Annotated in this window: 13 protein-coding genes; 3 read left to right on the top strand and 10 right to left on the bottom strand. The window is 49.6% G+C overall.

Annotation, left to right across the window (positions count from 1 at the left end):
- Position 1 precedes the first annotated feature (1 nt).
- From nqrF to PP178_RS00055, 3 genes are all read left to right on the top strand, one after another.
- The gene (gene nqrF, locus PP178_RS00065; RefSeq protein ID WP_272592268.1) at positions 2-1,309 is read left to right on the top strand and encodes an NADH:ubiquinone reductase (Na(+)-transporting) subunit F; all 1,308 of its coding nucleotides are present in this window, start codon (positions 2-4) and stop codon (positions 1,307-1,309) included.
- A gap of 99 nt (positions 1,310-1,408) precedes the next feature.
- The gene (locus PP178_RS00060; protein WP_272592267.1) at positions 1,409-1,765 is read left to right on the top strand and encodes a Na(+)-translocating NADH-quinone reductase subunit F; all 357 of its coding nucleotides are present in this window, start codon (positions 1,409-1,411) and stop codon (positions 1,763-1,765) included.
- Position 1,766: 1 nt separating this feature from the next.
- The gene (locus PP178_RS00055; protein ID WP_272592266.1) at positions 1,767-2,774 is read left to right on the top strand and encodes an FAD:protein FMN transferase; all 1,008 of its coding nucleotides are present in this window, start codon (positions 1,767-1,769) and stop codon (positions 2,772-2,774) included.
- Here the strand turns inward: PP178_RS00055 and PP178_RS00050 are convergent.
- The 10 genes from PP178_RS00050 to PP178_RS00005 all read right to left on the bottom strand — a co-directional run.
- Positions 2,769-3,536, bottom strand: coding sequence for a class I SAM-dependent methyltransferase (locus tag PP178_RS00050; RefSeq protein WP_272592265.1), 768 nt, complete (start codon positions 3,534-3,536; stop codon positions 2,769-2,771). The two genes, PP178_RS00055 and PP178_RS00050, sit on opposite strands and share 6 nt — an antisense overlap.
- 14 nt (positions 3,537-3,550) lie before the next feature.
- Entirely contained in the window at positions 3,551-4,369 is an 819-nt protein-coding gene (map, locus tag PP178_RS00045) for a type I methionyl aminopeptidase (protein WP_272592264.1), read from the bottom strand.
- A 70-nt stretch (positions 4,370-4,439) separates the two neighbouring features.
- Positions 4,440-5,957, bottom strand: coding sequence for a 2,3-bisphosphoglycerate-independent phosphoglycerate mutase (gpmI, locus tag PP178_RS00040; RefSeq protein WP_272593599.1), 1,518 nt, complete (start codon positions 5,955-5,957; stop codon positions 4,440-4,442).
- A gap of 245 nt (positions 5,958-6,202) precedes the next feature.
- On the bottom strand, positions 6,203-6,370 hold the full coding sequence (locus PP178_RS00035; RefSeq protein ID WP_166636678.1) for a DUF6747 family protein: 168 nt from the start codon (positions 6,368-6,370) through the stop codon (positions 6,203-6,205).
- Positions 6,371-6,519: 149 nt separating this feature from the next.
- Positions 6,520-7,302 (bottom strand): M48 family metalloprotease, encoded by a 783-nt coding sequence (locus PP178_RS00030; RefSeq protein ID WP_272592263.1) that lies wholly within the window; start codon positions 7,300-7,302, stop codon positions 6,520-6,522.
- Between the two features lie 42 nt (positions 7,303-7,344).
- On the bottom strand, positions 7,345-8,076 hold the full coding sequence (locus tag PP178_RS00025) for a M15 family metallopeptidase (RefSeq protein WP_272592262.1): 732 nt from the start codon (positions 8,074-8,076) through the stop codon (positions 7,345-7,347).
- A 114-nt stretch (positions 8,077-8,190) separates the two neighbouring features.
- The gene (locus PP178_RS00020; protein ID WP_272592261.1) at positions 8,191-9,345 is read right to left on the bottom strand and encodes a gliding motility-associated C-terminal domain-containing protein; all 1,155 of its coding nucleotides are present in this window, start codon (positions 9,343-9,345) and stop codon (positions 8,191-8,193) included.
- Positions 9,345-13,223 (bottom strand): collagen-like protein, encoded by a 3,879-nt coding sequence (locus PP178_RS00015; protein WP_272592260.1) that lies wholly within the window; start codon positions 13,221-13,223, stop codon positions 9,345-9,347. The genes PP178_RS00020 and PP178_RS00015 overlap by 1 nt, the downstream gene beginning before the upstream one ends.
- A gap of 168 nt (positions 13,224-13,391) precedes the next feature.
- A complete protein-coding gene (locus PP178_RS00010; RefSeq protein ID WP_272592259.1) occupies positions 13,392-14,540 on the bottom strand; it encodes a gliding motility-associated C-terminal domain-containing protein in 1,149 nt (382 codons plus the stop codon).
- The coding region (locus PP178_RS00005) for a hypothetical protein (protein ID WP_272592258.1) at positions 14,541-15,335 on the bottom strand (795 nt) is incomplete at its 5' end. It abuts the gene before it with no gap.

Raw genomic sequence — 15,335 nt, 5'->3', positions numbered from 1 at the left:
AATGATTTTAGCTACGAGTACCCTCGGAACAATCCTGATCACTGTCATCGCTTTCATGGTATTGCTGTTGATCCTGGTCAGCCTGTTGTTGTTCACCAAAGAAAAATTATCCCCATCCGGTCCTGTGACCATTACCATTAACGGGGAAAAGAAGATTGAAGTAGGATCAGGAAGTTCCCTGCTATCTACCCTGGGTGATAAGAAGATATTTCTTCCTTCTGCCTGTGGTGGAGGTGGAACTTGCATACAGTGCGAGTGCCACGTACTTGAAGGAGGGGGAGAGGCACTGCCTACAGAAACCCCTCACTTCTCCAAAAAAGAACTTAATCAAGGTGCTCGTCTCGCTTGCCAGGTTAAGGTGAAGCAGGATATGGAGATCACCATACCGGAAGAAGTATTCGGGATCAAGAAGTGGGAAGCCACCGTTGTTCGGAACTATAATGTAGCCTCCTTCATCAAAGAATTCGTGGTAGAGATACCGGAAGACATGAACTATAAGGCCGGTGGGTATATACAGATAGAGATACCTCCGTGCGAGATCAAGTACGAGGATATAGATATCACGGCCCACCCGGAGGAACATGAGACCCCGGATAAATTCCAGGCTGAGTGGGATAAGTTCAATTTGTGGCCGTTGACCATGAAGAATACCGAAATTGTGGAACGAGCCTATTCCATGGCTTCTTACCCTGCAGAAGGGCGAGAAATCATGCTTAACGTTCGTATCGCCACCCCACCATGGGACCGCTCTAAAAATGGTTGGATGAGTGTTAACCCGGGTATCGCCTCTTCTTACATCTTTGCCCAGAAACCGGGGAACAAGGTAACCATCTCCGGACCTTATGGTGAATTCTTCATCAATGAGTCCGAATCAGAGATGTTGTATGTAGGTGGTGGAGCCGGAATGGCCCCAATGCGATCACACCTGTACCATTTGTTCAAAACCCTAAAAACAAACAGGAAGGTGACTTACTGGTATGGAGGTCGTTCTAAACGAGAGCTGTTCTATATCGATCACTTCCGACAGTTAGAAAATGATTTCCCTAACTTTAAATTCTATATGGCCTTGTCCGAACCACTTCCGGAGGATAACTGGAAAGTAAAAGAGGACCTGGATGCCCCCGGCGACGGATTCGTAGGATTCATTCACAATTGCGTGATCGATAACTACCTATCCAAGCACGAATCACCGGAGGATATTGAGTTGTACTTCTGTGGACCGCCACTGATGAACAAGGCTGTGCAGAAAATGGGAGAAGACTTCGGGATACCCGATGAGCATATCCGATTTGACGACTTCGGGGGATAATTCACCTGGAGACTACGGGTTGCACAATCCGGATATTGACAATTTAGAAAATAAAAAACCGGTATGTCTTCCATACCGGTTTTTTTATAAGCCATTACTATGCAGGAACTTTCAGAACAAGAATTACATAACCTGGCCATGAATATCGTTGGGCGGCAATTGGAAGAGGAAGGATTCGAATTTATGGGGGTGAACAGCAAACCTAAACGCAATCCACAGTTCGTCTGCCTGAAGAATAAAATATTGCATTTTATCGTCGTCCGGCACGTGCCCTATCCCTTAGATCCGAACGTGTATGACGAGAAGCTGATGAATAAAGTAAAGGATCACGCCGATAAATTTGAGGCTAAGACCTATTATGCGGGCGTCGGGTTATCTAACGCCGAGAACCGCGAATTGCCGGTTTACCTGAACGAATCCTATATCGTGGATTACCACGGGCTGAAAGAGATCTGATATGGATAAACTACTAATATTTCTAGGATGTTTCCTATTGCTATCCTGCACAGGGGAATCGGAATGGGAGCTTAATTACAATTCCGGGGCAGCGCTAGGCACCTCTTATAATATCACCTACATCGCCAAGGAAAAAAGAAATTACCAGCAGGAGATCGACTCTGTATTCGCTGTGATCAACCGGTCCATGTCTACCTACCAGAAAGACTCTGATATCTCCAGGATTAACAATGGCGACAGTGCTGTAGTCGTTGATCATATGTTTAAGGATGTTTTTAAGTTGTCTAAAGAGGTGTATGAGGCAACAGGGGGCTCTTTTGACCCCACGGTGGGAATCCTGGTCAATGCATGGGGATTTGGTCCCGGGCAGGCCATGGAATTGGATAGTACGGAGGTAGATAGCCTATTACAATATGTCGGTTTCAATAAAGTATCCCTGGAATCGGGTAATACCATCCGGAAAACCTATCCACAGATCTATTTTGATTTTAATGCAATTGCCAAGGGGTATGCCATTGACAGGCTTGCGCTGATGTTAGAGCAAAAAGGGATTTCAGATTACCTGGTCGAAGTGGGGGGTGAAATCGTAGCAGGAGGTCAGAACCTGATAAAGAAGAAGGCATGGGTAGTAGGGATCGACGATCCTCAGGTCACGGGGGAGAGAGCCCTGAAAAAGGCAGTCCGTCTTACAGACAGAGCCTTGGCCTCATCCGGGAATTACCGCAAATTCAGGGTAGATTCTGTAAGTGGTAAGAAGTATGTACATACTATTGATCCTTTAAGTGGCTATGGCCGGGATTCTAATGTTCTAGCAGCAACTGTAATTGCTCACAGTTGCGCCGAGGCCGATGCCTATGCTACGGCGCTTATGGCAATGGAACTTGATCGGTCTAAGAAGCTGTTGGAAGAGCAGCAAGGCCTGGAGGCTTATATCATCTACCTGGATGAGAAAGGGGATACCCGGGAATACCTTACGCCCGGATTTCGAAAGATGGTGGTGGAACTATAATTTTTCTACAAAAGGAATGATCTCACCCTGGGCAAGCCGGTAGTAGTCAATTTTTTCCGGGCTTAATTTCTCCCCCAGTTTTATTTCGCTGACGCTGAACCCCGCCTGCCTGAGGAGGTCAAAATAATCCTTCCCATAAATTCGCACGTGATCGTATTGACCGAAGATCCTGGCTCGTTCAGCCTTATCAGTGATCGTTGGATCTGCAAAAGTACTTTCCCGCTCAAGGTCTTGAGGCACCTGGAACACTCCCCAGCCGCCTTTTTTCATCACCCGGTACAATTCTGCTAATGCTTTCTTATCATCAGGGATATGCTCCAGTACATGGTTACAGAAAATGACATCAAAAGACTCAGACTCAAATGGCAGCTCACAGATGTCGGCTTTTACATCTGCCAGGGGAGAATTGAGGTCCGTGGTAGTGTACTCTAGGTTCTCTAGTTGGCGGAATCTTTTATAAAAGGCCTGTTCCGGGGCAAAGTGTAATACTTTGAGCGGTGCCTGGAAAAAATTGGTGTGTTGTTTCAGGAACAGCCATAACAGCCGGTGTCTTTCCAGGGAAAGGGTAGAAGGGGAGAGTACATTTTCCCTGGGCTGTTCATAGCCATAGGGTAAAAATGAACGAAATCGTTTCCCGTCTATAGGGTCCATATAACGCGATCCCCTGAGCCAAACGGCCAGGACCGGTTTAATGACATAACTCAGTTTAATGAGCCAGGGCCTGGGAACGGCATTCAGGAAAATTCGGAAGATCTTCTTCACGGGTCTCCTGTAGGTTAAACCGTTTGTTTATCCTGCCTGAACTCTTTCTCCTCGTCGCTTTCAATGCCAAGAGCATCGTAAATATATTTAAAGGTGGATAACAGCTGCGGCTTGCCGTCTACCAGGGCGATATTATGCTCAAAATGGGCGCTGGGTTTCCCGTCTGCAGTCAGAATGGTCCATCCGTCTTTCAGTTGACGGATACGTCTTGTTCCCATATTGATCATGGGTTCTATTGCCACTACCATTCCGTCAGCGAATTTTTTTCCCCGACCTCTTTTGCCGTAGTTGGGCATTTCCGGGCTTTCATGAAGTTCGGTGCCTAAACCGTGTCCTACCAATTCGCGGACAACGCCATAGCCATGGCTTTCACAGAACTGCTGAATGGCGAAACCGACATCACCGACGCGGTTCCCGAGTTTAAATTCCCTGATCCCAACGTAGAGGGATTCCTTGGTAACCGCTAATAACTTTTTGGTTTCCGGTGCAACATCACCTACCTCGAAAGTATAGGCATGGTCACCGTAGTAGCCATTTTTTAAAGCACCGCAGTCCACAGATATGATATCGCCATCCTCCAGGGGGGTGTCGTTCGGGATGCCGTGCACCACCTGTGCGTTAGGGCTCATATTCAGGGTATTGGGAAAATCGTACATTCCCAGGAACCCGGGCTCTGCGCCATGGTCCCTGATAAAGGTTTCCGCAAGTCCGTCGAGGTACAAGGGAGATACTCCCGGTTTGATCTCGGAAGCGATCATCCCCAGGGTTTTGGATACGACCAATGCGCTCTCGCGGATCAGTTCTATTTCTTCGGCTGTCTTAATTTTTACCATAAGTTGCAAAGGTAATATAATTGGTGAAATAGCCGGTTTAAAGCAGTCTTAAGAGAACCTCACAGTTTTGTTAAACCAGAGGTTCGCGATCCATAAGTTCTGGTTTGGGAATACCTATCATTTTCAGGATAGTCGGAGCGATGTCCCCGAGGACCCCGTTCTCAATAAACTGACGGTCCGGGTCTACCAGGATCAGGGGAACCGGGTTGGTCGTATGTGCCGTATTGGGGCTGCCATCCGGGTTAATCATGGTGTCGCAATTACCGTGATCAGCGATCACCAGTGAAGAATACCCGTTTTTAAGTCCGGCCAGGATCACATCCCGTGCACATTCATCAACCACTTCACAGGCCTTAATGGCTGCCTTCATAACCCCGGTATGCCCAACCATATCCGGGTTGGCAAAATTCAGGCATACAAATGATGCTTCCCCTTTCTCTAATTCAGGGATTATAGCATCCCTGATCTCGTACGCACTCATCTCCGGTTTCAGATCATAGGTGGCCACTTTGGGAGAAGGGCAGAGGAGGCGTTTTTCTCCCGGGAAAGGTTCTTCTCGCCCACCGTTAAAAAAGAATGTCACGTGGGGGTATTTTTCTGTTTCCGCGATACGGATCTGTTGTTTGCCCGCAGCAGAAATGACTTCGCCCAGGGTTTTCTCAATATTGTCTTTATCATAGACTACTTTGACGCCTTGGAAGGACTCATCGTAGTTGGTCATGGTTACGTAATAGAGATCCAGCTTGTGCATGTTATACTCGTGCATATCCTGCTGGGAAAGTACTTTTGTAAGTTCACGCCCGCGATCTGTACGGAAATTAAAGAAGATGACCACATCGCCATTTTCTATGGTGGCCAGGGCCTGGTCATTTTCATCGGTCATGACAATAGGTTTGATGAACTCATCGGTAATCCCTTCGTCATAGCTGTGCTGCATTGTCGTTGCAATATTCCGCGACGGTTCGCCCTTGCCTTCTACCAGCAGGTCGTAGGCCATTTTGATACGCTCCCAACGATCATCCCGGTCCATGGCATAATATCGCCCGATCACCGAGGCAATGCTCGTATTTTTAGTCTTACAGAAATTCTCGAGCTCGCTCAGGAATTTTTTTCCGCTCTTGGGATCCACATCTCTCCCGTCCGTAAAGGCGTGAACATAGGCCTGGGGGACACCGTAACTATCCGCTGCATTGATCAGTCCTTCCAGGTGTTTGGTATGACTGTGAACACCCCCGTCGCTCAACAGGCCGAGGAAATGCACTTTCTTATTGTTTTCCTTGGCATACAGGAAAGCATCTTTAAGCACTTTTTCATCTTTTAAGGTATTCTCCGCAACGGCCAGGTTAATCTTGGCCAGGTCCTGGTATACGATCCTTCCGGCCCCCAGGTTCATGTGCCCCACTTCGCTGTTACCCATTTGACCTTCAGGGAGGCCAACATTCATTCCATCGGTAAGTAATTCAGAATTGGGATAATCCCGGTAGAGGGAATCGATAAAGGGCGTATTGGCATTAGCCACGGCCGATACTTTCGGATCAGGTGAAATTCCCCATCCATCGAGGATCATCAGTATAACTTTATTATTCATGTCTTTGTGCTTAAGGCTGTCAAAAATAAGGGTATTAAGAGCTAATACCATGATTGCTGCCATCTTTTTGACATAGCGCGGTATATCATTGAAAGATTACTAAAATAAGGATGTAAAAGATGCGGTATTTTAAATAAATGAGGGAGTAAAAGGAGGCTTATGAACATAAGAACCCCGCAGGATTCGCTGCAGGGTTATTATATCACAACACTTACTGATATAGTGTTCAAGTAAAAGAGTAAATGTCAGAATTCAAAGCCGGTGAACGCCCTGTATAAGAAAGCGTACACAGCCATGGTGAGCATTAGAGCACAGAATAGGGAATAGCCTTTTAACAAGACCACTATAATTTCCGGCTTACAATTTTCAAATGCCTGAAAATACAGGTCTTTAAAGTGTAATAGTGTTCCCATATAGTCTTTTTTCGAGTTAATGAAAAGCTATAAGGGTTAAATTTGAGGCGATTAATAGATTTGGAGACTACTCAAAGATAGCCAAATATGTTCCATAACCTATTTTCTAAGGGGGGAATATTGTAACTACACGACCAATTGCCAGGTATTTACGATGAAGTGCCCGGACGCTCTTCCCTGAAGCGCTCAATGGCATCCCTGATACGCTCTATGCGGTTCTCCGGATCGGGATGGGTACTCTGGAATTCAGGAGCGCGGTTAGGTCCGGCGGCATCTTTCAGTATCTGCATAACGTGGATCATCTCTTCGGGCTCATACCCGGTTTGCAGCATAAGAAGCACCCCCAGTTCGTCACTTTCCAGCTCATCTCCACGACCGTTCTTCAATAAGGTGTTTTGTCCAATTTCATTGACAATACTGCCGGCATCGGCACCAACACTGGCGCCCATAGAAACGGTCTTCCAGAAGTTGCTTTCCGCGATTCGCTCTGCGGAATGCCTCCCGATGACATGGCCGATCTCGTGCCCAAGCACACCTGCTAGCTGGGCTTCATTTAATTTGGAAAAAAGTGCATAGGTGATAAAGATCTGTCCCCCGGGTAACGCAAATGCATTGATGGTTTGTTCATCGGCCAGGAGGTGAAATTCATACTGGTAAGGAGTTTCCCGGGCGATACTGTTCCTGACCAGGGACTGGCCTACGCGGTCTACTTGCGCCTGTAGTTGTTCGTCCGGGTAGAGTCCGCCATGCATTTGTGCAACTTCCGGAGCACTCTGCAGCCCAATGGCGATCTCCTGTTCTGCGGTCATGTTGATGTTCTGAACGCGACCGGTATAAGGATTCTCTTCCTTGTTATTACATCGTTGAATGAAGGCAAAAGCCACGATGGCCAGCCCTATAAAAATCCGGATTTGCCATTTGCCAAATCGCATAACTTTCACATTTTAAGCACTATTACAAAGTAAGTAAAAAGCTTAAAGCAATTTAGGATTGATGTCCAGAATATTGTCCTGTATATAATTTTTTATGAACCCTGTAGTAAAATGTTCACTGCCCAAAAAGTTCTCTTTTTCCAAGAGTGACAGGATATTTTTTTTGCGGAAAGCGGTCAGCATGGGTATGGATACCGGGGCATATGTATAGTGCCAGGGTTCGTATTTAAAGCCCCGTCTTTTAGGCTGGTCCGTGTAAACCAGGTAGAAACCGAATTTTTCAGCATTCTCATCCATCCACTTTTTCATCAATTCATAAGGTCCGCCGGGACCAAATTTCTCCGGGACCAGCACATCCCCTTCAGCCTTGGGGTAGCCGTCTATGATATCGAGGTCCGTGCCCCAGTGATGCCTGCTTGTCCCCGGAATTGTCGAGTATTCTATGATCCGGTCTATGGCTTCTAATGGCTCCATACCTTCATCCGTGTATTGCTGGTATTTTCGCTCAAAGATGGCTTCCTGCCTGTCAAAACTGCGGTATCCGGATACTACTTTCAGATCTATCCCATCCTGGTAGGCGGCAGCCTTCATAGCCATAAAGGCATCACAAGTTTCCTTCTGGGCCTGGAAACCATCCCCGTAAAGTTCGATATCGGCTTTACCCATAAGTTCCTCCACGCTGAAATCTATTTGTTGGGAGAAGAGGGAGGCGGGTATAAAACCGATGGCCAGGCCGGTAATACTACTTTTCTTGAGGAACGATCTGCGATGCATAGGTCAGGGTTAAGTAAGAAGTGTGATCATTAAATAGGTTAGTACAAAGTACTAACCGATCAAATTTACAAAGTATTTATAAGACTGCTTAAGTAATTAATACAGTCCGGCTTATTAACGGTTGAGATACATATACCCCTGTTTTTTCATTCGAAGATCGTGCAGGGTGATAATGTAGAAATAAATACCGGGCTCTAAACCTTTATTGCGTTGTACCACCTGTTCCCGGTTAGAGAACCCCTCAAATTCGTCCCGGTAATTATCCCTCGAATACACCATCACCCCGTAACGGTCAAAGATCTGTATGTGATTGTTAGGTGCATTTTCTACTCCCTCAATCTTCAGGCGGTCATTTTTACCATCGGCATTAGGGGTCAGGTAATAGTTATCCAGTTCTACAGTATCATAGGTATTCAGGATTTCAGAATTACCCCCTAAAGTGAGTACTTCGTAATCATCAGGTATAATTGGCCGGGAGCGGACCGATCCGTATTCCAAGCCGCCATTGACATAGGTGTTGCCAAGGTCTTCCCATTTTTGTTGCTGCTTATTCCAACCAACCACTTTTAGATCTGTCACGTACTCGGCAAGCCTGCCTATGTTGCTTTTGGTGTCCCAGCTGAGGGTGACCCTCATGGGGCTTTCCGCTTCCAGGCGCCAGAATTCCTTATCGCTGATTTCCAGGTGGGTGTTCAGTTTTTTAGAGGTGTTAAAGCTGAGGTCCAGGGTTTTGGAGGCGTTGGGATCTTCGAAAAAATAAGCGCATTTGAGTAACTCAGCTTCTGTATCTGCATCGATGCTTAAAATCCGTAAACGATAATCATCTCCAACCGGGAAGGTAAACGACTTGGTATTATTGGCGTAGGCATAGCCGGAGACTTTAGAAAAATCGGATTCGCCCACGTAAAAAGAGGATCGAAGGAAATTGACGTATACCAGGGTGTGTTTCCGTGAAGCGATAAAATCCCCCTCGATGAAGTTGGCGTTATTCCGCACCCCCACAGGCAGGTCTAGCAAGATGCCATGGGTATTTGCGATCTCGAGGTCGTAGAATACAGGAGCCGTGGCCCCGGTGATCTGCAGCGATTGTTCGCCGTATAGGCCCACCAGCCCGTTATTCTGGTCAAAAGATACATCGTTGACCAGGTCTGTATGCAGTCCCAGCTTCCCGCCATCGAAAACTTTCAGGTTCCCGCTGTTGCGCACCTTGGTCTGCCCCAACAGGATAAGGGGTAGATAAAATAGTAATGAAAAAATTACTGTTTTCATTATGGTTTGTTAATCAGGTGCCAGTTGGTGCCGTCGCTTTGCAGCCAGAATATTTTGTCTTTATCAATCTTGTTCGCAATATTTCCCTTGTCATCCAGATAGGGCGTATTGGTAAAAATATCTTTATCACCAATATTTTTAAGGATATAGATTCTTCCCATACAGGTACTGGCGACAGGTAGGGTAATGATGTATTCGGTTGTCCCGGTCAGAATAAGGGTATGGTCATTCACCGTTAATGCTGTCGGACCACTTATACTGCGAATAGGAGTGGCAAAGGAACCTGTAGTATGCAGGGTAGAGGTAGGGTTGACCGTTCCTACCCCCATCATCCCGTTGGTCATTCCCAGCTTTTGGCCATTCATATTGTAGGTGCGGTTTTCAGGATTCTGTACCAGGTTGGCTGTTGCCAGGTTATCCTGTATGCCGTCTGCCCCCGCAGGGCCTTGTGGCCCGGCCGGACCCTGTGGTCCAACGGCCCCGGTATCACCTTTAGGACCCTGCGGTCCTTCCGGACCTTGCGGACCTTCGGGTCCCATGGGTCCCTGTGGGCCTTCTGGTCCAACTGGTCCTTGAGCACCATCGTTACCGTCCGCACCTGCTGGACCCTGCGGTCCTTGTGGCCCTTCGGGTCCTGTAGCTCCGGTATCACCCTTTTGTCCCTGCGGACCCTGCGGTCCTTGCGGACCTTCGGGTCCCGTGGGTCCTTGCGGTCCTTCGGGTCCTTGTTCACCCTGTGGTCCTTGTGCGCCATCGGCACCGTCTGCTCCCGGGTCACCTTTTGGTCCCTGCGGACCTGCTGGTCCAACATCACCTTGTGGACCCTGTATTCCTTGCGGACCTTGCTCTCCCTGTGGGCCTTCTGGTCCAACTGGTCCTTGAGCACCATCGTTACCGTCTGCTCCCGGGTCACCTTTTGGTCCCTGCGGACCTGCTGGTCCAACTTCACCTTGTGGCCCCTGCGGTCCAGCTGGTCCTTGTGCGCCATCAGCGCCATCAGCGCCGTCAGCTCCTGCGGGTCCTGCTGGTCCGACATCACCTTGCGGACCCTGCGGTCCTTGCGGACCTTCGGGTCCCATGGGTCCCTGTGGTCCTGTTTCTCCTTGTGGTCCAACTGGTCCTTGTTCACCCTGTGGTCCTTGTGCGCCATCGGCACCGTCTGCTCCTGGGTCACCTTTTGATCCCTGCGGTCCTTCGGGTCCTTGTTCACCCTGTGGTCCTTGAGCACCATCAGCACCGTCTGCTCCCGGGTCACCTTTTGGTCCCTGCGGACCTGCTGGTCCAACATCACCTTGTGGACCCTGTATTCCTTGCGGACCTTGCTCTCCCTGTGGGCCTTCTGGTCCAACTGGTCCTTGAGCACCATCGTTACCGTCTGCTCCTGGGTCACCTTTTGGTCCCTGCGGACCTGCTGGTCCAACTTCACCTTGTGGCCCCTGCGGTCCAGCTGGTCCTTGTGCGCCATCGGTACCGTCTGCTCCCGGGTCACCTTTTGGTCCCTGCGGTCCTGTAGCTCCTGTCGGACCTACATCACCCTGGTCTCCTTTTTCTCCTTGTGGACCCTGTATTCCTTGCGGACCTTGCTCTCCCTGTGGTCCATCAGGTCCTGTAGCTCCGGTTGGACCTACGTCACCCTGGTCACCTTTTTCTCCTTGAGGACCTTGCGGTCCGGCTGGTCCTGTAGCACCGTCTATTCCCGGATCACCTTTTGGTCCCTGCGGTCCTGCCGGTCCTTGAGCTCCGTCAGCACCTGGTAACCCCTGCGGTCCTTGCGGACCTTCAGGTCCCATGGGTCCTTGTGGCCCTTCGGGTCCTGTAGCACCGGTATCACCCTTTTCTCCCTGCAGACCCTGCGGTCCTTGTGGACCTTCGGGTCCCGTGGGTCCCTGTGGTCCTTCTGGTCCAATATCACCCTGCGGCCCGGTTTCACCCTGTGGGCCCTGGTCTCCTTGTGGACCTTGGGGTCCTGCTGGTCCTTGAGCACCATCGTTACCGTCAGCTCCCGGGTCACCTTTTGGTCCCTGCGGTCCTGTGTCTCCCTGCGGTCCTGTGTCTCCTTGTGGACCCTGCGGTCCTTGTGGACCTTCGGGTCCCGTGGGTCCTTGCGGTCCTGTTGCACCAGTCGCCCCGGTATCTCCTTTTGGCCCTTGCGGTCCGGTTTCACCTTGAATACCTTGTTCACCCTGGGGTCCTGTGAGACCGATTGGTCCTTGAGGCCCTGTTTCACCTTTGTCACCTTTTTCTCCCTGGATTCCTTGTTCTCCTTGCGGTCCTTGGACCCCGGTATCTCCTTTTTCACCTCGTGGTCCTTGTTCACCTTGTGGTCCTGTATCACCGATTGGTCCTTGAGGCCCGACTTCACCCTGAATACCTTGATCACCCTGGTCGCCTTTGTCTCCTTTTTCTCCCTGGATTCCCTGTATACCTTGGTCTCCTTGGTCGCCTTTGTCTCCTTTTTCACCCTGGGGTCCTGTAAGACCGATTGGTCCCTGGGGTCCGACTTCACCCTGAATTCCTTGATCACCCTTTTCTCCTTGTGGCCCTTCGGGTCCTGTAGCACCAGTATCACCCTTTTCTCCCTGCGGTCCTTGCGGACCTTCGGGTCCCATGGGTCCCTGTGGACCTTCTGGACCTTGTTCACCCTGTGGTCCTTGTGCACCATCGGCACCGTCTGCTCCCGGGTCACCTTTTGGTCCTTGCGGTCCTGTAGCTCCTGTCGGACCTACATCACCTTGCTCACCTTTTTCTCCTTGCAGACCCTGCGGTCCTTGCGGACCTTCGGGTCCCATGGGTCCAGTTTCACCCTGTATTCCTTGCGGACCTTGCTCTCCCTGCGGTCCGGCTGGTCCTGTAGCACCGTCTATTCCCGGATCACCTTTTGGTCCCTGTGGGCCTACTGGTCCTTGAGCACCATCGTTACCGTCAGATCCTGCTGGTCCCTGTGGTCCTTCTGGTCCAACAGCCCCGGTATCGCCTTTTGGTCCCTGTGGACCTGTCGGTCCGGTTTCTCCTTGTGGCCCTTGTGGTCCGATTTCTCCCTGTGGTCCTTGTGCGCCATCGGCACCGTCTGCTCCCGGGTCACCTTTTGGTCCCTGCGGACCTGCTGGTCCGACATCACCTTGCGGACCCTGCGGTCCTTGCGGACCCTGCGGTCCTTGCGGACCTTCGGGTCCCATGGGTCCCTGTGGTCCTTCGGGTCCAGTTTCACCCTGTATTCCTTGCGGACCTTGCTCTCCCTGTGGCCCTTCTGGCCCAGCTGGTCCTTGAGCACCATCAGCGCCGTCAACTCCTGCGGGTCCTGCTGGTCCAACATCACCTTGAGGTCCTGCTGGCCCTTGAGGTCCTTCGGGTCCAATATCACCCTGCGGCCCTGTATCTCCTTGTGGACCCTGCGGTCCTTGCGGTCCTGTAGCTCCTACATCACCCTGGTCTCCTTTTTCTCCTTGTGGACCCTGCGGTCCTTGCGGACCTTCGGGTCCCATGGGCCCTTGTTCCCCCTGGGGTCCGGTAAGGTCCGGGGAAGTAAAGGATTTGCCGTCGGTGTAATGGATGGTAAAAGTACCGTCCCCGTTGTCGGTAAATGTAAAATTAGGGGAGCCGCCATTCCCGCCGGAAGTACTGAAACGTGTCCATTGGGTGCCGCTGTAGTAGTAAATGTCTTTAGTATCGGTGTTAAACACCAAAGCCCCCTGCAGGGGTTTGATACGCTGCATCTGGACATCGGTGACCCTGGACAGCACCAGGGTTTTGGTACTGCTCTCCAGCTCAAGTAGCGAAGCCGGGTGTATGGTACTGATATCATCCCCTATCTTCACCTGTGCAAGCGCCGAGTTCAGCCCCAGGAAAAGGAGGATAAGAAGTAAGTAAAATAATCTCATTGGTCAGCTATTGGATAAAATCCGGGTTTACCTCGTGAAAATAGGCCAACAGCAAGGGAAGCTGAAGAAATTGTTGTGAAGCGCGTCTATCTTGTGGTGAATTTAACAGAGTAGTTCAAATCACCCCAAAAAGCTGCGGTTTACCGATATGCGGATGTAAGTAATCGCCTACCTCTCAAGGTATAGGAATCCCTGGTATTGCAGGCCCAGGTCAAACATTTCCAGGACGTAATAATAGATGCCCTCCGGTAATCCTTGTTCCCTGTTGATAACCAGGTTATCCACGTTAGAAAAGCCGTTGAAATTGTTCAGGTAAGGCGCCGCTTTAAAAACCAATAATCCATTCCGGTCAAAGAGAGAAAGACTGTTATCCGGGCTCTGTTCCAGCTCGTCGATCTGTAGAAAATCGTTTATACCGTCATTGTTCGGGGTCAGGATATAATTGGGTAATGCCAAAATATCTGAGGGTTCGGCCAGGCTGCCAAAAGTAATGATCTCGTACTCGTCCGGTACAAAACTCGCCGAGGAAATAAAACCGTTCTCCAGGTCTCCAGAAACCACGGTATGACCCAGGGAAACCCATCGCCTGGCCTGTTTGCTCCAGCCCATGATGGTGAGCATTTCCAGTTCCGGGGCCAGGGCCGCGATCCCGCTGGAGGGATTCCAGCTGAGGGTGATGGTCGATGGCACAGTACCTTCCAATCGCCAGAATTCCACCTGGCTGATCCCGCTGATGGTCTGGGCGCGGATCTCGGTATTAAAAGGAGGGAAGGTAGAGGGGTTGTTGGGATTTTCGGCAAAATAGGCACAACGGGCCAGGGTGTTGGGGCTGTCCGAGTTAAGCGTCAGTGGCCGCAGCTGCTGAGAGGTACCTACCGGGAATATAAAACTGGCCTGGCCGGTGACGGCCGCATAGCCATCTACTTTGGTAAAATCGGTCTCCCCGTTATAAAAGCCATCCTGCATAAAATTCAGGAAGATATCGCGCATATTCCTGGGGGTGCGCACATCGCCTGTAATGAAATTCGCATTATTGATAACGCTTACGGGGGTCTCCAGGTCTACGCCCGAATCATTAGCCCATTCCGTATCGAAAAAGAAGGGCATAAAGGCCCCGGAGAGGGTGAGGGGCGTAGTGCCGTAAAAGCCCGCCAATCCTCGGTTCTCGTCAAAACTGCCGTCGTTGATCAGGTCGGTATGGAAACCGATGATGCCCCCTTCGTGAATGCGGATGTTACCGCTGTTGTAGAGGGCGGTTTGGGCTGATATCGAGAAACAACCCAGCAATAGAATAACATTTAAAATACAATATTTCACTTAATTATTTATTTGGTGCCATTCACCTCCAATTGCTTGTAGCCAGACTGTGCTACCTGCATTGATTGTTGTGGTATCTGTATTTGTATTATTTTTATAGGTATCGATAGTAACATTGGTAAATGTAGCATCTGGGTTTTTGATAATATAAATTCTTCCAGGCACAAATAAAGGATCAGGCAGATTTAGAGTAGTGTTATTAGCGGTTATCAAAATTGTGAAATCAGATTTCCCTATATTAATAGTGCCACTTGCTGTTCGTGCACCAGCTGCTACTGATCCATCGACATCTAATGTCGAACTGGGATCTATTGTCCCAACACCGACATCACCTACTGAATTAATTCTAACTTTCTCGCTACCTCCTGTTGTAAAGCCAATTTGATTCATAACTGGTAGAAACATTCCAGTGTCAGAATCGGTATCATCTGAGAAACTGTAGCTAGGTAAACCTGCACTACCACCCAGGGCTGTATATTTTGTCGATCTAGTTTCACCACCAACATGAAGGGATGCTGAAGGCGTGTTTAAGCCTATTCCCAACCGGTCTAAATTATCATCCCAGAAAAAATTGGAGTTATCTTCAGTTGGATTACCCGAAACATTGTCTGCAAAAAAAATAGAGCCTTCAATACCTGTGTGACCCGAAACCCCATTAGTAACGATCTCATCAATAGCCGCCTGCGTATCTGTTGCAGTAAGCCCTGATATGGTTGGATCGTAAGGTACTTCATCGGCGTTTTGATCATCAGTACCTAAAAGAGAAACTAGATCCACATCTTGAGAGGCACCTCC

Source organism: Zeaxanthinibacter sp. PT1 (assembly GCF_028464225.1).
Lineage (GTDB): Bacteria > Bacteroidota > Bacteroidia > Flavobacteriales > Flavobacteriaceae > Zeaxanthinibacter.
This window is presented reverse-complemented; position numbering and strand designations above follow the sequence as displayed.

Bases quoted from the DNA above. Each gene is read 5' to 3' on its own strand.
- nqrF (WP_272592268.1), top strand. From the start codon at position 2: ATGATTTTAGCTACGAGTACCCTCGGAACAATCCTGATCACTGTCATC.
- PP178_RS00060 (WP_272592267.1), top strand. From the start codon at position 1,409: ATGCAGGAACTTTCAGAACAAGAATTACATAACCTGGCCATGAATATC.
- PP178_RS00055 (WP_272592266.1), top strand. From the start codon at position 1,767: ATGGATAAACTACTAATATTTCTAGGATGTTTCCTATTGCTATCCTGC.
- map (WP_272592264.1), bottom strand. From the start codon at position 4,369: ATGGTAAAAATTAAGACAGCCGAAGAAATAGAACTGATCCGCGAGAGC.
- gpmI (WP_272593599.1), bottom strand. From the start codon at position 5,957: ATGAATAATAAAGTTATACTGATGATCCTCGATGGATGGGGAATTTCA.
- PP178_RS00035 (WP_166636678.1), bottom strand. From the start codon at position 6,370: ATGGGAACACTATTACACTTTAAAGACCTGTATTTTCAGGCATTTGAA.
- PP178_RS00030 (WP_272592263.1), bottom strand. From the start codon at position 7,302: ATGCGATTTGGCAAATGGCAAATCCGGATTTTTATAGGGCTGGCCATC.
- PP178_RS00025 (WP_272592262.1), bottom strand. From the start codon at position 8,076: ATGCATCGCAGATCGTTCCTCAAGAAAAGTAGTATTACCGGCCTGGCC.
- PP178_RS00020 (WP_272592261.1), bottom strand. From the start codon at position 9,345: ATGAAAACAGTAATTTTTTCATTACTATTTTATCTACCCCTTATCCTG.
- PP178_RS00015 (WP_272592260.1), bottom strand. From the start codon at position 13,223: ATGAGATTATTTTACTTACTTCTTATCCTCCTTTTCCTGGGGCTGAAC.